We start from the raw sequence: 17,153 nt of genomic DNA, 5'->3' as shown, positions 1-17,153 counted from the left end.
CCGTTGCACGGGTATCGCTGCCGTTGGCGATGGCGCAATCGCGGGTCGGATCCGCTGAACAGTACGCAATGACGAACGCCGGATTATCCGGCGACGCAAGGAGTTCGACCAATGAACGATTCCGCGGCAAGTAAGACGGCGGTTCTGGTCAAAGCACTGGGTGCGGCAAGTCTCGGCCTCGGGCTGTCCGAAATCGTGGCACCGGGGAGAATCGCAGCGCTTGCCGGCGTAGACGAAACGAGGCGATCCCGCGCGATTATCCGTGCCTTGGGTATGCGTGAATGTGGGCACGGCGCAGCGTTGTTGGCGGGCCCGGACAAACTCGTCTGGACTCGCGTCGCTGGCGACGTGCTCGACGTCGCGTTCCTGGGGGCAGGCGTCATGCGCCGTGGGCCCGGCCGGCGCCGGCGCGGCCTGATTACCGCTGCCGCGCTCACTACGATAGGCGGGGCGGACCTCTATGCAGCGCTGCGCACCACGCATGGTGACACCGCCCGCCACGCGGGTGGTCAGTCGCCCCGGACGTTGCGCGCCGCCGTCACCGTTGTGCGCACTCCGGAATACGTGTACGGCTTCTGGCGTAACCTGGAAAACCTGCCGACGTTCATGCACCACCTGCAATCGGTGACCACCGCACAGGACGGATGCTCGCACTGGGTCGCCAATTCGCCTGTCGGGCAACCTGTTCAGTGGGACGCGCAGATAACCGAGGACCTGCCCGGCAAGCGGATCGCATGGCAATCGCTGCCGGGCTCGGGAATCGAGAACAGCGGGTGCGTCGACTTCACCCCCGATCCCACGGGCAAAAGCACCGAGGTACGGGTCACGATGGCCTACCAGATGCCCGGCGGTGCGCTCGGTAAGGCAGCGGCCACCCTCCTGGGGGAGTCTCCCGATCAGCAGGTCAATGACGATCTCCGCCGCTTCAAACAGATCCTGGAGACCGGTCAGGTGTTGCGGTCAGACGGATCGCCGGACGGCACTGTCGCACGCCGGCAGCTGCATCAGCAGCCGGCCCAGCCCTCAGGCAAGGTGGTGTCGCGATGAAGGCCACAGTCTGGGCGGGGCGCAATAACGTTGAGGTGCAATCGGTTCCGGATCCCAAGATTCTCAACGACCGAGACGCCATCGTGCGGGTCACGTCGACCGCGATCTGCGGTTCGGATCTGCACATCTACAACGGCTACATCCCCACCGTCAAAGACGGCGACATCCTCGGACACGAATTCATGGGTGAGGTGGTGGAAGTCGGCAAGGGCGTCGACAATCTCCAGGTTGGCGACCGGGTGGTGGTGCCGTTCCCGATCGCCTGCGGAGCTTGCTCGGCGTGCGACCGTGACCTCTACTCACTCTGCGAAAACTCGAACCCCAACGCGGGAATCGCCGAGAAGCTGATGGGGCATTCCCCCGCCGGCCTCTTCGGCTATTCGCACATGCTCGGCGGATTCGCCGGTGGGCAAGCCGAATACGCACGCGTCCCGTTCGCCGACGTCGGTCCGCTGAAGGTCGACGACGACCTCACCGATGACCAGGCGCTGTTCCTCTCCGACATCCTCCCGACCGGCTACATGGGTGCCGAAATGTGCGACATCACACCCGGCGACGTCGTCGCGGTGTGGGGTGCCGGTCCGGTCGGCCTGTTCGCGGCGGTGAGCGCCCGGCTGCTCGGCGCGGCACAGGTGATCGTGATCGACCGGGTGCCTTACCGATTGGAGCTGGCGGAGCGGTTGGGGGCCACCCCGCTGAACTTCGCTGAAACGTCGGTGCTCGGAGAGTTGCAGGAGATCACCGCCGGCCGGGGGCCCGACCACTGCATCGACGCGGTCGGTATGGAGGCCCGCAACAGTTCCAAGGTGGTCGACGCCTATGACCGGGTCAAGCAGGCCACGCGGCTGGAAACCGAACGGCCACACGCGATTCGGGAAGCCGCGATGAGCTGTCGTAACGGCGGCACGATTTCGATCGTCGGTGTCTACGGCGGAATGATGGACAAATTCCCGATCGGGGCGGTGCTGAACCGCTCGCTGACCATCAAGACCGGACAGTGCCACGTCCACCGCTACATGCGTCCGCTGCTAGAACGGATCCGCAACGGTGAGATCGATCCGACGGCAATCATCAGTCACCATTTACCGTTGAACCAGGCGCCGAAGGGCTACGAAATCTTCAAACACAAGCAGGACAACTGCACAAAAGTGGTTCTGAATCCCTAAAAGGAGCATTGTCGATGACATTGGACGGCAAAAGAATTGCCATCTTAGCCGCCGACGGCGTAGAGAAAATCGAACTCGAGCAACCCCGTGAGGCGCTGCGGGAAGCGGGTGCGAATCGACATCGTGTCGCTGAAAACCGGTGAAATCCAAGCCCGCAATCACGATCTCGAACCCGCTGGGACGATCACGGTGGACCGTGCTGTGGAAGACTCGTCCGCCGCGGACTATGACGGTCTGATTCTGCCGGGTGGCACCGTCAACCCGGACAAACTGCGTGCCGATGAAGCCGCGGTTTCATTCGTCCGCGATTTCGTGGAGTCCGGAAAGCCCGTCGCGGCAATATGTCACGGCCCTTGGACGCTGGTCGAAGCCGGCGTGGTGGCCGGCCGCACCCTGACTTCATACCCGAGCATCCGCACCGATCTCCGCAACGCCGGAGCACGCGTCGTCGACGAAGAAGTAGTGGTCGACGGGAATCTGATCACCAGTCGGTCACCAAGAGATTTGTCGGCCTTTTGTTCAACGATTTTGCGGCAATTCGCCGAGGTGCCCGCCGCTTCGTCCGAATAACGACAAACTCCTGAAATCGGTTTTAACACCCAAATTTGGGGGCATCAAAACGCCGAGCCGTGATCGCCACGGCAATTCCTCCGACGGGTCGAGAAAGGCTTGCCGTGACGACCACCTACCCAGCGCCAGTCGAATCTCTGATTGCCGAAAGGGTTTATCAACCTCAGTACGACTCCTACCTGCTGGTCGACACGATGCGGCGGTCAGGTCTGATTCCGCAACGCCGAGTGCTCGACCTCTGCACCGGTTCAGGATTCGTCGCCATCTCGGCAGCCGAAATGGGTTGCGCAAGTGTGACCGCCTACGACATCTGCCCCTCGGCCGTTATGTACTCGCGGGGCAACGCGGCCGGCGCCGGGGTGGATGTCGATGTGCGGCAGGGATCTTGGGTCAAGGCGCTGGATCATGGCCCGTATGACGTCGTCGTCTCCAACCCGCCCTATGTGCCGACCCCGCCATTGGATGACACGGGCACTATCGCGTCCATCGCCGGCCCGTCCCGGGCTTACAACGCGGGTCCGGACGGGCGGTTAGTCCTGGATCCGCTGTGCGGGTCAGCGTCGAAGTTGCTGGCAGACGGTGGATCGCTGTTGCTGGTGCACTCGGCCCTCGCCGGTGTCGAGCAGACTGTGCAATCCCTGCGTGACACCGGCCTGAAGGCCGATGTCGTTGCATCACAGCTCATCCCGTTCGGACCGGTGTTGACGGCGCGAGCACAATGGCTGGAGGAGACCGGCCGCATCGGGCGCGGTTGCCGGAAGGAGCAGATTGTGGTGATCCGGGCGGACAAGCCGTGAGCACGACTCGCGTGCAGGTAATACCCAACGGGCCGGTGCTGGTTTCCGGCCCGGCGCGGATCGAGACGCCAGGCGGTGACGTAGTGGAGTCCGATCGGTTCATGGTCGCCGTGTGCACGTGCCGGCGCAGCCAGGATTACCCGCTGTGCGACACCAGTCACCGGCGGTGCCGCGGCCCCAAGGTCGAGCGAATGCTCAACGCCGAACGCTGACTCACTCAGGGCAACCGCCGCAAGGACGACCGCCCCTGCTGCCAGGCGCTCATCAGCGCGTCGGCCAACCGGTCTTCGACGGCGGCGTGCGCACGGATTCCGAAGACGATATCGCTGTCCAGGTGCGGTTCGCGGGCCAGTAGATCGCCGACCACGTCGTTGCGCACCACATGCTCGTGCACCGCGTCGGCCTCCACATGCTCCTGGTAGAAAGCCACGCATTCGGCGGGCGCCTGCATCCGCCGCAGCGCGTCGACCATGCGCCGAGACCCCGGCGGTGAGGTGATCTCGGTGGATGCGAAATGCCCGACCGCGGCGCCACGCCACCGCCGGTGCAACCCGAACAGAGACATCAGGTTCACCGCCGCAAGGGCCTCCGCCGGCACCGCGTCCAGGTAAGCCAGGTAAGTCGAATCGAGGCCCGCCGCGTTCAACAAGTCGGCGAAAAGCTGTTGGTGCATCTTCGGGCCCGAGCCGGCACCGTACTCGTCGAACTCGATCGCGACGAACGCCGCCTTGGCGGTTCCGGTCAGACGGGGGATAGCGAACGCGTGCGGATCGCCCTCCTTGAGGTGGTAGAGGGATCGGTGCACGAAATATTCGCGCATCTGCTCCCAGGTCCCGCTGTCCCGCAGATACCAGGACGGACCGGTGCCTTGACGGGGTTCGATGGTCAGCGACTCCATTTCCGCGGCGGCGGTGTGGCCGGCATCGATGGGCCCGACGTCGCGACGTACGCCAGCCAGGAAGACGCGCTCCAGTTCCGCGCGTAAGCCCAGCAGCGCGGGGTTCCATTCCCATCCCGGATCCACCGACGCAAAGCCGCGGTAGTGCAGTTCGTAGCACATGTACAGCGCCAGCTGCAGGTCCAGGCCGTAGGGATCGGAGTCGCGCACCGACGCTCCGATGCCGCTCGACGGCTCGCGGGACACCGGTGCGGAAAGAATGCGGCGTACAGCCGTCGACAAGGGACCGTGGGCCGCCGGCAGGGCGGGTTCAACGGTGATCGACGTGTGGGTCACCACGATGTTCTACCCCGCTATCCGGCAGGCAAACGAAAAACGATGTCGACGGTGGTGCCGTCGGGGCGGTGGTCTATCTCCATCGACTCGCTCATCACCCTCATCAGCGGCAGGCCCCGGCCGCCGTTTCCGGGATCGGCGGCCGGCGGCTTCCACGATCCCGAATCGACGATCCGCGCGTGGATCTCTCCGTCGGAGGCCTCCACATCGAGCCGCATGGTGCCGACCTCGTGTCCTTCGTAGGCATGCTCGACGCAGTTGGTGCATGCCTCGCTGATCACCAGCACGATGTCGGAGGCCTGCAGCTCGAGGACGCCGGCGGCCTGCAGCCAGGGAGTCAGCGCCCGCCGGATGGGTGCCAGATTCTCCGCGGTCGCCGGCGTTTCGAGGCGCAGCGGAGCCAACCGGTGCCGGTACAGAACCATCGCGACGTCGTCGTCGTAGCCGTCCGCCGGTGCCAGCTGGTCGAGCACCGCATCGGCAACTGCATCGATCGGCAGCCCCGCATTGTCTGACAGGACATCGGCGACGCGGGCAAGTCCTTCGTCGATGGACTCGCGCCGGCGCTCCACCAGGCCGTCGGTGAACCAGATCAGCGTCGACCCCGGCGGCAGCAGCTCGGCCGCCTGCGGTCGAGTTTCGTTGCGGCGCACCGCCAGTGGTACCGAACTGGCCTCGGTGAGCAGCGTCGTGCCCGCCTCGGGCCGGACGAGGACAGCGGGCATGTGCCCGGCGTTGCTGTACTCGAGTACGCCGGATTCGGTGTCGATGATCGCCAGGAACACCGTCGTGCAGTACGCGTCCGGAATGAGCGACGCCGCGGCGTCGAGTTGCTCCAGCAACAGCGCCGGTTTGGCGCCGGTGAGCAGCAGGGCGCGCGCGGAACTGCGCAGTTGGCCCATGATCGCGGCGGCAGGCAACCCACGCCCCACACAGTCGCCGACGACGATGCCGATGCGGGTCTCGTCGATCGGAAGGACGTCGTACCAGTCACCGCCGATCTCCAGCGGCGGCACCGCGGGCTCGTACCGCACCGCGAAACCGGGTGGCGGCGTCATCGGCGGCAGCATCGCCCGTTGCAGGGTCAGCGACGTCACCCGTGCGGCCTCGAACTGCCTGACGTGCTGAATGGCCAGACTCAGATGACCGATGAGCATCGTCACCAGCAGCTTGTCCTCGGCACTTACCCAGCGCGGTGCAGCGAGTTCCAGCCACAGGGCCACGTCCCCGGCGCCGGAAAGCATCGCGACCAAACCGCGCGCCTTGCCGGGGGCGTCCGGCCACTCGACCGTCTTCGCGGTCAGCGGCAATTGGTGGCGGGCTTCCTGGAAGATCTTCCGTAGTCCGGAATCCATGGTGCGCCAATTCGATTCCTGCGGATCGCCCGCGCCGATCACCTGCGGTTCGGCCTCGCCGGACGGCCACATCACCGCGACCACCCGGCGCACGTCGACCGTGGCACGGCTCTCGCCCAGCGTGATCTCCAGCACCTCTGCGACGCTCTTGGCCACGCTCACCGAGGTGGCTAAGCGCATGACCGCGCTCTCGCGGGCGGCGAAGGCCCGCCGGGCGGTGACGTCGCGGACGGTCCCGACGTACACGTCCGGCCCGCCGTCGGGACCGCGAACGGCGTTGATACTCACCGCCACCCACGCCGGATGCCCGTCGCGGTGACGTACCGGGATCTCGTACTCGGCGCTGCCCAGTTCCCGGACCCGCTGCTGCTCGGCGTAGGTGCCGTCCCGGTCCACCAGCCACGGTTGTGGCCACGAATACGGCAGACCGTCGGCGCCGTATCCGAGAATCTCGGCGAAGGCACTGTTGATTTCGACCACCGCGCCGTGCTCGTCGGCGACGAAGAAACCCTCCTGCAGCGAGTTCACCAACGCGGTGCGGAACCTGTCCCGGTCGGCAAGGTCTTCGGCGCGGGCCCGTTCCTGCGCGTACCGCCTTGTGCCGTCGATGAATCCGCGGGTCGCGACGTCCAGCGGGGCCAGGGTCTGCAACACGAACTCCAGCGCGGTGCCTCGATCCACCTGCTCGGTCTGCGAGAGTTCGTCAAGGAGCCAGAACGTGTTCTCGATGATGTCGAGCATGCTGATCTGTTCCTGCAGCGCCCGGCGCCCGAGTTCGTGCCCCACCGCCAGGCTGTCCTCGTTGCGCGTTTGCAGATAGGTCCGCAGCGCAGCGCGGTAGTGATCGTGAAATTCGTCGGTGTAGGTCATGTCGTGATACCCCGGTGACGTGCGGCCAGCACCATGGCGTCGTCGGTTTCCTTGGCGTGTTTGGCCAAGGCCTGCTCGGCGATGTCGGCAGCGGAAGCCGCGAAGTCGATGTGGTCGAGGTAGTTCTCGGAGATGCCGTCGCTGGTGATCATCAGCAGATCGCCGGTTCGTATCGAAACCACTTGTGCAGGGCGGGTTTCCGGAATCCGGTAACCGACGATGCCGCCGGCCAGCCGGGCGCTGGAACGGACTTGCACGCCGCCGACGCTCTTGGCCACCAGGTTCGCGCGGACATTGCCGATACCGGTCCAGGTCAGCTTGCTGGTCTGAAAATCGATGCGGGCCAGCGACATTGCGGCACCCCTGGTGCCCGTCAGCACCCGGTGGCAGAGCGCGACCAGAACCTCCAGCCGCTCCCCGCGGGCATTTGCGAGCGCCTCGACTCCCGCGAGCGCGGCGCCGGCAGCGGCCGGTCCGTGGCCCAGCCCGTCCAGCACGCCGAACAGCGCTGCCTCGCCGTCCACCTCCACCGCAATGGCCTGGTCGCCGCAGAGTTGCTCGCCCGGGCGGGGGCGACCCGCCGTCGCCCACTCGATCGGACCGAACCGACCCGCCGACCGGGCTCGGTCAGGCACGGGCCGGAACCCATTTCCACATCTCGATGACCGTTCCGCGCCCCAGCGAGGACTCCACGATCAGGCGATCCATCAGGCGCCGGGCACCCGGGAGTCCCATGCCCAGCCCGCGACCGGTGGTGTATCCGTCCTCCATCGCCCGGTCGATGTCGGCGATGCCGGGACCTTCGTCTTCGGCGCGCACAATAAGCGCCCTGCGTCCCTCCCGGTCGGCCACGCCGACCCGAACCTCCCCGTGCCCGGCATAGCTGGTGATGTTGCGGGCGATCTCGGAGATCGCGGTGGCGATCATCGTGACGTCGGTCAGGGAAAATCCCAGATCGAGGGCGAGCTGATGGCCGGCTTTGCGGGCAGCGACGATGTCGTCGGAGGTGTTGATGGCGACCACGACCTCACCCGCCACCATCGCGCCCGATCATCGATTTACCCAGCCCCAGTTGCTTGTTCAGCAGCGCGATGCCCTCTTCCAGGTCGAGCGCGGTGCTCATGTCGTCGAAAGCCAGTCCGAGCTGCACCATGGCGAACGCGACCTCCGGTTGCAGGCCCACGATCACCGTGGTGGCCCCCCGTAGCCGGGTCATGTGCGCGATGGTGCGCAATGACCGGGCCGCGAACGAATCCATCACGTCGATGGCGGTCACGTCGACGACGATCCCCTGCGCGCGGAACCTGCTGACCCGCTCCATCAGGTCCTCGCGCAACCGCTCGGTGTCGGAGTCGGTGAGCGCGGCCTGAACGGTGGCGATCAGGATCGCGCCCTGCTTCAGAATCGGTACGGGCATGGACGGGTCGCCGACCTATTCGCCGGTGCGGGTGACTTCGTAACCCAGCAGGCGCTCGGCTTCTTCGATGCCGCCCTGCAGGTCGCCGACGGCATTCATCTTCGACAGGTCCAGCCCGATGGTCACCAGGGTCAGTGCGATTTCGGACGACAGGCCGGTGATGATGACGCTCGCGCCCATCAGTCCCGACGCGTCGACCGTCTGCACCAGGTGATTGGCCACCGTGGAGTCGATGGTGGGGACACCGGTGATGTCGATGACGACCACCTTGGCGCGGTTGGCGCGGATGGCGCGCAGCAGTTGCTCGGTGACCTGCCGGGCGCGCTGGCTGTCGAGCACGCCGATGATCGGCAGAATCAGCAGCTGCTCGCGGACCTGCAACACCGGGGTCGACAGCTCGCGGATTGCCTCCTGCTGCTGACGGATGATGCGCTCGCGCTCCTGCACGAAGCTGACGCCCACCGTGTTGGCGATGCGGTTCGCCGCCGGCTCGTAGGCGTCCAGCACGCGGTTGAGCATGTCGAATTCGGCCTGGTACTTCTCGAACAACGAGCGCGCGAGGACGTCACGCAGCAACAGCACTATGCCGAGAACCTCGTCGGTCTCCACGCCCCGGGGAATGATGCGTTCGGAAAGGTCGCGCGCGTAATCCTGCAGCGCCTCGACGCTGCCGGTCTCGAGCACTTCCACGTAATTGTCGTAGACGGCGGTCGCCTCGGAGAAGATTTCTTCGGGGGTCATCGCGGTGAGAAGTTCCGCCTCGGTGATCCGGCGGGCCCATTCTTCGCGCAGCGCGGTCCGATTTCGCCGCAGGTGCTGCACCAGCTGTGGTAGCAAACCTTCGGAGGAGACGCTGTTACCGGTGCTGCTGGATTCTGACGGCGAATCTGACATGTGCCCCTCCAAGCCGCTCCTAGCCCACCGCAGGCCCCTAAGGGGAGACTAGCTTGAGCTGTGGCGACGGACGTGTTGAGGTCTTCTACTTCTTGGGATAAGCACGGCAGGTTAGGCTTGCAGCACACTCGCCACCCGCCCGGACTGAAGGATCGCCAGTTGTCTGCTCCTGATTCGATCACCGCCGCGGTCGCAGACCATGACGGCATCGTCGTACTCAGTATCGGCGGCGAGATTGACCTGGTGACCGCGCCGGCCCTGGAAGAAGCCATCGGCGGTGTGGTGGTGGACAATCCGGAAGCGCTGATCATCGACCTGTCCGCGGTGGAGTTCCTCGGCTCGGTGGGCCTGAAGATCCTGGCGGCGACATACGAGAAGCTCGGCGATTCTGCGCAGTTCGGTGTGGTGGCGCGCGGGCCGGCGACCAGAAGGCCGATTCACCTGACCGGTCTGGACAAGACCTTTCCGTTGTATCCGACGCTCGACGATGCCCTGACCGGAGTGCGGGAAGCCAAGCTCAACGGTTGATCCAGTCCCCGCGGATAACGTTTACGTCACGAACCCGGATCACGATCGTCTAAGAAATCGCGCCACTTTCTAAGAATTCTCATTTTTCGGCGACTTTGTTGGCTTGTTTGCTTAGCTAATTATGCCACCTGAGTTCCTTGCGTCACATGTTTACCAAGCCCGGCAGCGGGCACCCATTCATGGTGCGCGAACGTCGGCCGAAGATCGGTTTTGGTTCCGCTACTTTGGATTTCAGGGGATCGGGCCCCCAGCTAACGGTTCACTCATTCGGAGGAACAAACATTATGAAATTCAGCAGCATCGCCGCCCGCCGCCGCGTTGCCGGCATCAGCGCCGGGTGTCTGCTCGGGGGAATCGTCGTCGGTATCGCCGGCGCGCCAGTGGCCGTGGCAGCACCCGACTGCACCCCCGACGGCGTCAGCTCCACCGTCATGTCCGCGCGGGGTGCGGCGGAGCAGTACCTCGCCGGCCACCCGGGCGCCAGCCAGGTGGTCACCGCGGCGTACGGGCAGCCGCGTGGGGAGGCAGCCGCCAACCTTCGGGGCTACTTCACCGCGCATCCCAACGAGTACTACGACCTGCGGGGAATTCTGGCGCCGATCGGCGACACCGAACGGCAGTGCAACGTTTCTGCGCTGCCGCCGAACCTGGAATCGGCATATCAGGAATTCATGGCCGGCTGATTCGCCGGCCACGACGCAACGACCCGCCACAACGAAGTGGCGGGTCGTTCCGTATCCGCCGGGTGGTCGTTTCGTACCGTTGCTGCTACGAACCCGCGGCCGGCAGGTGTGAGCCCCTGCGGAGCGGGTTATCCACCGTGCAGCCGACGTGACGTCGGGGACAGCGGAGGACTTCGATGCGGCTGCGCCGCAGTGTTTTAACCAAGCCCGGTATCACGCGGAAACGGCGGGGCAAGGGCTTCGCGTACTACGGGCCCGACGGCGAGCGGCTGACCGACGCCGAGGCGTTGCAGCGGATCAAGGATCTGGTGATCCCGCCGGCGTGGAAGAAGGTCTGGATCGCGCCGTACGGCAACGGGCATATCCAAGCGGTGGGGACTGACGCAGCGGGCCGTCGCCAGTACCTCTACCACCAGAGGTGGCAGCAGGAGCGGGCGGAAGAGAAGTTCGACCGGGTGCTGGAGATGTCCAAAGAGCTGCCGGCCTGGCGCGAGCGGATCGCCAGCGACCTGGCGGGACGGGGCCTGACCCGCGACCGGGTCCTTGCCCTCGGGCTGCATCTGCTCGACTTGGGATACTTCCGTGCCGGCGGCGAACAGTACGCCGAGGAGAACGAGTCCTACGGCCTGGCCACCCTGCTGTGTGAACATGTGACACTGCGCCGCGACGCGGTGGCCTTCGATTACCCCGCTAAGAGCGGCGTGCAGCGCCAGTACGAGATCGAGAATGCCGAGGTGGTGCGGGCGGTGCGGGCGCTGCTGCGCAGGACCGACTGCAGCAGCGGGCGATTCTTGGTGTGGCGCAACGCCGCCGAATGGGTCGACGTGCACAGCGACGACCTCAACGCCCGGTTCAAGGAGCTGGTCGGCTCGGATTACAGCGTGAAGGATCTGCGGACGTGGCACGGCACCGTCCTCGCCGCGGTGGCTTTCGCCGATGCGGACCCGGCGGTATCGCAGCGGGTCGCCAAACGGGTCGAGGCTGCGGTGATGCGGGAGGTCTCCGAGGAGTTGGGGAACACGCCGGCCGTCGCCCGCAGTTCCTATGTGGATCCGCGGGTGGTCGGTGGTTACCGCGACGGCATCACCATCGCTGCGGCGGTGCGGCGGGCCGCCCGTTCTGATCGGCCGGATGGCGCGCAAGGTGTGCTGGAGAAAGCCACTCGGGAGATGATCCGCCGAATAGCCAAGGGCGACAAGAAGACCCGGCCCTCGGAGCTGGCCAAAACGGCTTGAGCCGACATCGTTCGCTTTCCGTACTTTGTCCGGAATGCGAATGCAGCAGACACCGAAGTTCAGCCGGGCGGGGCCCGTCGGAATATCATGAGTCTGGTGTGCGCAGATTCGCGGCGAAAGAGGGGTCGCCGGTGGCCACCGGTGGGGAGATTTCGCTACCTGGCCCGTGAGGACCGCTGGGAGTGGTCGGACGAGGTGGCACGGATGCACGGCTACGAGCCGGGTACCGTGCAGCCGACGACCCAGTTGTTGATCAAACACAAGCATCCGGACGAGAAGCCGACAGTTCCAGAGCTGATCGAGCAGGTGCGCCGGCACGGTGCCGCCTTCAGCAGCAGGCATCGAATCGTCGACACCCGCGGCGAAACGCATGTGGTGGTCGTGGTGGGGGACCGGTTCGGTGGGCCGGACGGCCGGTTGCTCGGTATCGGCGGCTTCTACATCGACGTCACCGATCAATTCGACGCTGACCTGCAGAAGCACCTGAGTGAGGCGCTGCTGGCAGTCGACTCGCGACGCGCGGTGATCAACCAGGCGATGGGAATCCTGATGCTGCGGTACGGCGTCAATGCCGAGTCGGCCTTCGATCTGCTGGTCAAGCTCTCGCAGGAGTCCAACGTCAAGCTGCGCGATATCGCCGAGCGGGTAGTCGACGAGATCACCGCACAGGACGTCTTGAACGACAACGCGGCCGACCGGGTCGATCGGCTGCTGCGCACCCGCGAAGGGTTATAGCGCCGTCACTGTTGCAGGGTGGCGTGCGGGCTCTGACCGTAGGTCTTGCGGTACAGGGCCGCGAACCGCCCGGTGTGGGCGAAGCTCCACCGGTGGGCCACTTCGCTGACGGTGGTGGTGGACCGGTCGCTGTTGACCAATTCCTGATGCGCGCGGTGTAGTCGCACACGCCGCAGGTACTCGGTGGGTGTGGTCTCGAGATGTTGCCGAAAGAGATACTGGACCGCGCGGGAGGTCATGCGCAGCGCGTCGGCGACATCGTTGACCCCGATGCCATCTCCGGCGTGGCGATGGATGAACGAGATCGCGCCTTTGAGGGTCGGTGGCACCGACGGGTTGCGCAGCAGGTCCTGGCCGTCGCTCATGTTGGACGGGAAGCATTCGAGCAGAGCGGCACCGAGCAGGTGGCCGGCCGCGCCGACGACCAGCGGTTGTTGTGCGGTTTCCGCGTGCGAGAAGCCGGCGATGACGTAATCCAGTGCCTGGCTCCATGTCCGAGCCACGGCCGTGGAGCGGGGGCGGCAGCCGGCGAAGCGGATCTGTTGGGGCAGCGGCCCGTTTCGGTCCGCGGCGACCTGGGTGAGGTGCCGCAGATCCAGCTGGACGACATGAAATCGCGCCGTGTTCGCTTGGATGGCGCACGGCAGATCGTCGGCGGCGATGACCGGGGTGTCCATCCTGGTGCCGGGGTCACCGGCCAGTGTCAGCGAGCCCGCACGGGGGTGTATCACCACCGCGGCATCGGTGGCCCGGATTTCGCAGCCCACCCGGCCTTCGATCAGCAACTCGTCGACGGTGACCGCTTCGGACACGAAGCGATGATGGGTGACCGACGAGCCGCCGGCCAGGCTGCTGATCCGCCAGCCCGGGTGGTAGGCCTGGGCGAAGAATCGCTGGGCGGCCTCGGAGTCGCTGGTATGAAACTTTTCGTACCGGACTGCGTCCGGCGCGCGTGTCTCCGGCGACCGGTCGGTTTCCTGAGGATAAGGCGCGGTTGTCATAGTCTCTTTGTCCTAAGCCGTGGCAACGGTTTTCAGGTGGCTCACCTGGTCGTAGATGCTCAGCGCGTCTTGGGCGATCCGGTCCCAGGTGAAACGCGACATCGCCCGGGAGCGGCCGGCCGAACCCATGCTCTGGCACTGGAACCGTTGACTCTGCATGGTTTTCAGTGCCCTGGCCAGTTCGTGCGGCTTGGTGGGGGACACCAGCAGGCCGGTGACGTTGCCGACGACGGTGTCCGTCAGAGCGCCCACGGCCGTCCCGACCACGGCTCGCCCGCTGGCCATCGCCTGCAGTGCTGAGCCGGCGCGAGGTGCCAGCCGCGGTGTGCTGGCGACCACATCGGCGGACCACAGCAGCGGAGGAATATCCTCGGGCGCAACGTAACCCGCGAAGTGGACACGTTTGCCGACGCCCAGTCCGCTGGCCATGCGCTTGAGCTTGGCCCGCTCTCTTCTGTTGCGGGCGTCATCGGTGGAGCTCTGCGCGATCACCAGCTCGCTGTCCGGCACGTGCGGCAAGACCCGAATTGTCCTGTCAAATCCGTTGCACGGCTGTAGATTCGGCGCAATTTGCACTATCCGGTGGGTGTCGTGGTTCGCCCAGGTGGGGTCAGTGCACGCGTAGCGGTCGACGTCGACTCCGGCTGAAAGGACCGACGTGCGTGCCCGATTGCGGCGCAATCTGGTCAGCACCCCGAGTTCTTCGCTGCTGCCCCCGGTAACCCAGGTGGCACCGCGAGCCAGCAGAGGTTCGATCCGGGCACGTTCTGAATCGCTCGGCTGCCCAGCGCCCGGACCGCAACCCGTCGCAGCCAAGCCGTGAAAGCTCTGCACGGTGGTCAAGCGGCTGCGACGAGCCGCCAGCTGTGCCGCCAGTCCGCCCAGCCATCCGAAGCTGTGCACGACGTCGGGCGGTTCGCCGGCCCAGTGTCGGGATAGTTCAGCAGCCCAATCGCCGACAAAAGGCAGGACCTTCGCTGCCGGGACGGGTGCGGGCGGCCCGACATTCGCCGGCGTGGTCCGGTAGGACGAATCAGCACGCTCAGGGGGTCGGCGTGGCAACGCCGTCACGGTGTGGCCGTGGCCGGCCAGCGCCGCGCAAAGTTGTTGGCATTCGTCCTCCAGGCGGTTTCCGACGAGGTCCAGCTCGTCGCCAGAGAAGTCGTCGCCCCAGACAATGGCGATTCTCACGCAGCATTGCATTACCGCGCCCGGTGCCGGACAAACGGCGCGGAGCAAGTGATTCGCTTACTGGACAGCGCTGGATAGGGCCGGTGGGGGCCCATAAACAACGGATCACCGCGCGCAGCGGGAGAGGAGATGCAGGTCAGCCACGCCGGGACCGGTGCCGACCCTGGCATCGGCCCGCCGCACGCCGTCATCCCAGCTCGTTTTCCGCTCCTATCAAAGCCCACACCGTCTTGCCCGACGATGTCGGCGTGCTACCCCAGAAACGGCATAAGACGGCGACGATCGCCAGGCCGGAAACGATGTCAACGCCGAAGCCTGCCGCTTCGAGGCGGCTGGCGGGCTGCCGGCTGCGATCTTCGACGGCGACCGCCACGGCGTCTCCGCGGCTCTCCATAATGAGCAGCGGCGCGCTGTCCGTGTGCTCCAATACGTTTTCGATGAAGACGGTCGCGATCGTGTTGGCGACCGGTATCAGGCGCTCGGCCGACCAGGCGGTGAGCCACCCTCCGATCATGGTGCGCGCAAGACGGATGCTGACTCGGCTTCTCGGCAGCTCCGCGCGCCCTCGGCGGCGACTGGGCGAGGGGAGTTCGGCGGCCGCGACCAGGGCGGACTCACAGGTGGAGTGAACCGGTAGATATCCCGCCACGTCGCAGTGCTCGATGGCGCGCCTTTGACGACTGTCGCTGCACACCAACATAATCGGCACGCCTGGCCAGGTGTTAACGTGCCAGCGCGCGCTGGTGAACACTGACCACGCGGACGGGGACGGCACGGCCAGACGGTCCACGTCCACGATCACCGCTCGGGGTTCGTCCAATGCCGCCCTGATGACGCTGTCGCGCAACCCCCGGTAGGTGGAACCGTCCAGTACGCCACGGGTGCGCAGAACAACGAAGTCGTTCAGGCATTCCCTCGTCGTCGCCACGGCGGGTTTGGGTTTCGTCATCTGCGTCACCGAGTCGTTCAGCCCCGGTAGTGAACGAGTTACTGGTTGGACTTCTGCCGCTCTTCGGCGGCTTCGGCGACACCCTCGGCGCCTGATTCGGGTCCACTGTCCTTCTCGCTCATGTAATTTCCCATCTTTTTGCAGCTGTCGCGACCGGTAGCCGCGGTAACGCGTGGTCGGGTTCCCGGTCCGGATCGGCTCAAACAGATCACGGGGTCGGCACAGAAGTTTCACGGCCAAAGCGAATTTCATCTGAATCAAAAGTCCGGCCCAGCAGAAGATTTCACTCCGGGGCATGGGGGTTAGTGCGGCCCGGATGCGGGCATCCTTCGCTGCGGGAACGTTGTAGGAGGTGGCTGCTGTGCCGAATTCGTCAATCAAGAACGAAAAGCTCTACGAAGACTTGCGTCAGAAGGGTGAGTCGAAGGAGAAGGCCGCGCGGATCTCGAATGCTGCCGCCGCGCAGGGTAAGTCCAAGGTCGCACGCAAGGGCGGCAAGTCCGGTTCCTACGCGGACTGGACCGTGCCGGAACTGAAGAAGCGGGCCAAAGAGTTGGGCATGTCCGGGTATTCGAGCCTGACGAAGGACAAACTGGTCCAGAAGCTGCGCAACCACTGATCAGTCCGGCGGCTCGTCCTCCGACCCTTGGACCGGTGCCTGCTCGCGCTCGGTCGCGTTGCCGGGCACGTCCTTGTCGCGGCGTTCGTCGGTCACGTTCTGCTGTAGTTCGACGACCACGTCTTCCAGGTCCTGGTCACGTCGAAGTCCACGACTCGGTTGCGGGTCCATGGTGCAGCTAAGTACCCGTAATCGCGGGTTTTATCCCGTCAGCTCCGTAGACCCAGACGGTCGACCAGCGCCAGGAATGCGACCGCGAAATCGTTGTCCGCTGTCTCCGCGGCCATGCGGTCCCAGTCCAACTGTTCCCTGATCGCCCGCGCGGGGGGAATCAACTTCGCAAAGTCGCAGTAGTGCTCGGTGAGAGCGCGCAGTTTCTGAATGAACACGATGGTTGGTGGCAGTACCGGGATCGATACCGCCAGCACCACGCGCTGCTCGGCGCAGTCCAATGCATCCGCAGTCACCGTCACCCCGTTGACCCGGTGCAGGACGTCGACCACCGTCTCGCCGAAGTGGGCCTTGAAGAGCCAGTCCTCCGGAGGACGTTCGATTCGGAATCCGGCTTTGCCGAGCGTGGTGGCGGCCGCCGGCACGTCGGCTTCGGCCAGCATGAAGTCGACGTCGTGGGTCGGCTCGGGTGCGCCATAGGCCCACAGCGCGTAGCTGCCCGCCAATGCGAACGCCGGGCCGTGCTCTTTGAGCGCCGATGCCGCACAGCGCAACGCTTCACGAAGTTCGCGAGGCTCGGGGGAGGGAGTCATGGTCGGTAGGGCATACCCGGCCTTCAATCACGGCAACCTGCCGGCCGGGTTGTGCTGTTGCTCAACCGTTTAGTTGGAATCTAAACGGGAACTTAGAT

At 65.5% G+C, this 17,153-nt stretch carries 20 protein-coding genes and 1 pseudogene; 10 read left to right on the top strand and 11 right to left on the bottom strand.

The annotated features are described in order from the left end of the window. Positions 1-111 precede the first annotated feature (111 nt). The 5 genes and pseudogenes from QXH22_RS26430 (at position 112) to QXH22_RS26410 (ending at position 3,792) form a co-directional block, all read left to right on the top strand. Positions 112-1,047, top strand: a complete 936-nt coding sequence (locus tag QXH22_RS26430) for an SRPBCC family protein (RefSeq protein WP_306277467.1) — start codon at positions 112-114, stop codon at positions 1,045-1,047. Continuing rightward, positions 1,044-2,213 carry a zinc-dependent alcohol dehydrogenase gene (locus QXH22_RS26425; protein WP_306247064.1) on the top strand — a complete coding sequence of 390 codons (1,170 nt, stop codon included), beginning with the start codon at positions 1,044-1,046 and terminating at the stop codon, positions 2,211-2,213. Before QXH22_RS26430 ends, QXH22_RS26425 begins: the two co-directional genes overlap by 4 nt. 8 nt (positions 2,214-2,221) lie before the next feature. Then, a pseudogene (locus QXH22_RS26420) lies at positions 2,222-2,783 on the top strand (type 1 glutamine amidotransferase domain-containing protein). 104 nt (positions 2,784-2,887) lie between these two features. Continuing rightward, on the top strand, positions 2,888-3,580 hold the full coding sequence (locus QXH22_RS26415; RefSeq protein WP_306247068.1) for a HemK2/MTQ2 family protein methyltransferase: 693 nt from the start codon (positions 2,888-2,890) through the stop codon (positions 3,578-3,580). After that, entirely contained in the window at positions 3,577-3,792 is a 216-nt protein-coding gene (locus tag QXH22_RS26410; RefSeq protein WP_306247070.1) for a CDGSH iron-sulfur domain-containing protein, read from the top strand. The genes QXH22_RS26415 and QXH22_RS26410 overlap by 4 nt, the downstream gene beginning before the upstream one ends. A gap of 5 nt (positions 3,793-3,797) precedes the next feature. Here the strand turns inward: QXH22_RS26410 and QXH22_RS26405 are convergent, their stop codons facing one another. From QXH22_RS26405 to QXH22_RS26380, 6 genes are read right to left on the bottom strand one after another with little or no spacing between them, the layout of a single operon-like run. Beyond that, on the bottom strand, positions 3,798-4,814 hold the full coding sequence (locus tag QXH22_RS26405; protein WP_306247072.1) for an iron-containing redox enzyme family protein: 1,017 nt from the start codon (positions 4,812-4,814) through the stop codon (positions 3,798-3,800). Positions 4,815-4,831: 17 nt separating this feature from the next. After that, positions 4,832-7,039 (bottom strand): SpoIIE family protein phosphatase, encoded by a 2,208-nt coding sequence (locus QXH22_RS26400; RefSeq protein ID WP_306277466.1) that lies wholly within the window; start codon positions 7,037-7,039, stop codon positions 4,832-4,834. After that, positions 7,036-7,635: a SpoIIE family protein phosphatase gene (locus QXH22_RS26395; RefSeq protein WP_306277611.1), complete on the bottom strand. Its 600-nt coding sequence runs from the start codon at positions 7,633-7,635 to the stop codon at positions 7,036-7,038. Before QXH22_RS26395 ends, QXH22_RS26400 begins: the two co-directional genes overlap by 4 nt. 31 nt (positions 7,636-7,666) lie before the next feature. Further along, complete coding sequence (locus QXH22_RS26390; protein WP_306247968.1) at positions 7,667-8,077, bottom strand: anti-sigma regulatory factor; 411 nt, start codon at positions 8,075-8,077, stop codon at positions 7,667-7,669. Continuing rightward, positions 8,067-8,456, bottom strand: a complete 390-nt coding sequence (locus QXH22_RS26385; protein ID WP_065132435.1) for an STAS domain-containing protein — start codon at positions 8,454-8,456, stop codon at positions 8,067-8,069. The genes QXH22_RS26390 and QXH22_RS26385 overlap by 11 nt, the downstream gene beginning before the upstream one ends. A gap of 15 nt (positions 8,457-8,471) precedes the next feature. Further along, a complete protein-coding gene (locus tag QXH22_RS26380; protein ID WP_065048101.1) occupies positions 8,472-9,350 on the bottom strand; it encodes an STAS domain-containing protein in 879 nt (292 codons plus the stop codon). 159 nt (positions 9,351-9,509) lie between these two features. Between QXH22_RS26380 and QXH22_RS26375 the strand changes: the two genes are divergently transcribed. From QXH22_RS26375 to QXH22_RS26360, 4 genes are all read left to right on the top strand, one after another. Then, positions 9,510-9,878 carry an STAS domain-containing protein gene (locus tag QXH22_RS26375; RefSeq protein ID WP_306247078.1) on the top strand — a complete coding sequence of 123 codons (369 nt, stop codon included), beginning with the start codon at positions 9,510-9,512 and terminating at the stop codon, positions 9,876-9,878. Positions 9,879-10,162: 284 nt separating this feature from the next. Further along, positions 10,163-10,561: a heme-binding protein gene (locus QXH22_RS26370; protein ID WP_306277465.1), complete on the top strand. Its 399-nt coding sequence runs from the start codon at positions 10,163-10,165 to the stop codon at positions 10,559-10,561. A 176-nt stretch (positions 10,562-10,737) separates the two neighbouring features. Further along, positions 10,738-11,796, top strand: a complete 1,059-nt coding sequence (locus tag QXH22_RS26365) for a DNA topoisomerase IB (RefSeq protein ID WP_306277464.1) — start codon at positions 10,738-10,740, stop codon at positions 11,794-11,796. Positions 11,797-11,937: 141 nt separating this feature from the next. Beyond that, positions 11,938-12,531 (top strand): PAS and ANTAR domain-containing protein, encoded by a 594-nt coding sequence (locus QXH22_RS26360; protein ID WP_306247084.1) that lies wholly within the window; start codon positions 11,938-11,940, stop codon positions 12,529-12,531. Positions 12,532-12,536: 5 nt separating this feature from the next. Here QXH22_RS26360 and QXH22_RS26355 read toward each other — a convergent pair whose 3' ends face one another. The 3 genes from QXH22_RS26355 to QXH22_RS26345 all read right to left on the bottom strand — a co-directional run bounded on the left by QXH22_RS26355 (position 12,537) and on the right by QXH22_RS26345 (position 15,672). Then, positions 12,537-13,532, bottom strand: coding sequence for a helix-turn-helix transcriptional regulator (locus QXH22_RS26355; protein WP_306277463.1), 996 nt, complete (start codon positions 13,530-13,532; stop codon positions 12,537-12,539). 12 nt (positions 13,533-13,544) lie between these two features. Next, entirely contained in the window at positions 13,545-14,723 is a 1,179-nt protein-coding gene (locus QXH22_RS26350) for a glycosyltransferase (protein WP_306277462.1), read from the bottom strand. 187 nt (positions 14,724-14,910) lie between these two features. Then, positions 14,911-15,672 carry an STAS domain-containing protein gene (locus tag QXH22_RS26345; protein ID WP_306277461.1) on the bottom strand — a complete coding sequence of 254 codons (762 nt, stop codon included), beginning with the start codon at positions 15,670-15,672 and terminating at the stop codon, positions 14,911-14,913. A 361-nt stretch (positions 15,673-16,033) separates the two neighbouring features. Between QXH22_RS26345 and QXH22_RS26340 the strand changes: the two genes are divergently transcribed. Next, entirely contained in the window at positions 16,034-16,291 is a 258-nt protein-coding gene (locus QXH22_RS26340) for a Rho termination factor (RefSeq protein WP_306247091.1), read from the top strand. Here the strand turns inward: QXH22_RS26340 and QXH22_RS26335 are convergent, their stop codons facing one another. After that, the gene (locus QXH22_RS26335) at positions 16,292-16,462 is read right to left on the bottom strand and encodes a hypothetical protein (protein WP_306277460.1); all 171 of its coding nucleotides are present in this window, start codon (positions 16,460-16,462) and stop codon (positions 16,292-16,294) included. It lies immediately after the preceding gene. Positions 16,463-16,500: 38 nt separating this feature from the next. After that, positions 16,501-17,055, bottom strand: a complete 555-nt coding sequence (locus QXH22_RS26330) for a nucleotidyltransferase family protein (RefSeq protein WP_306277459.1) — start codon at positions 17,053-17,055, stop codon at positions 16,501-16,503. Positions 17,056-17,153 lie beyond the last annotated feature (98 nt).

The sequence above is a fragment of the Mycobacterium sp. TY814 genome (assembly GCF_030755175.1).
Taxonomy (GTDB): domain Bacteria; phylum Actinomycetota; class Actinomycetes; order Mycobacteriales; family Mycobacteriaceae; genus Mycobacterium.
The sequence above is the reverse complement of the archived record's forward strand: the minus strand, read 5'-3'. Positions and strand labels throughout refer to the sequence as shown.

Excerpts from the sequence above, each read along its gene's own strand:
- QXH22_RS26430 (WP_306277467.1), top strand. The coding sequence starts at position 112 with ATGAACGATTCCGCGGCAAGTAAGACGGCGGTTCTGGTCAAAGCACTG.
- QXH22_RS26425 (WP_306247064.1), top strand. The coding sequence starts at position 1,044 with ATGAAGGCCACAGTCTGGGCGGGGCGCAATAACGTTGAGGTGCAATCG.
- QXH22_RS26400 (WP_306277466.1), bottom strand. The coding sequence starts at position 7,039 with ATGACCTACACCGACGAATTTCACGATCACTACCGCGCTGCGCTGCGG.
- QXH22_RS26385 (WP_065132435.1), bottom strand. The coding sequence starts at position 8,456 with ATGCCCGTACCGATTCTGAAGCAGGGCGCGATCCTGATCGCCACCGTT.
- QXH22_RS26380 (WP_065048101.1), bottom strand. The coding sequence starts at position 9,350 with ATGTCAGATTCGCCGTCAGAATCCAGCAGCACCGGTAACAGCGTCTCC.
- QXH22_RS26370 (WP_306277465.1), top strand. The coding sequence starts at position 10,163 with ATGAAATTCAGCAGCATCGCCGCCCGCCGCCGCGTTGCCGGCATCAGC.
- QXH22_RS26365 (WP_306277464.1), top strand. The coding sequence starts at position 10,738 with ATGCGGCTGCGCCGCAGTGTTTTAACCAAGCCCGGTATCACGCGGAAA.
- QXH22_RS26355 (WP_306277463.1), bottom strand. The coding sequence starts at position 13,532 with ATGACAACCGCGCCTTATCCTCAGGAAACCGACCGGTCGCCGGAGACA.
- QXH22_RS26345 (WP_306277461.1), bottom strand. The coding sequence starts at position 15,672 with ATGACGAAACCCAAACCCGCCGTGGCGACGACGAGGGAATGCCTGAAC.
- QXH22_RS26335 (WP_306277460.1), bottom strand. The coding sequence starts at position 16,462 with ATGGACCCGCAACCGAGTCGTGGACTTCGACGTGACCAGGACCTGGAA.
- QXH22_RS26330 (WP_306277459.1), bottom strand. The coding sequence starts at position 17,055 with ATGACTCCCTCCCCCGAGCCTCGCGAACTTCGTGAAGCGTTGCGCTGT.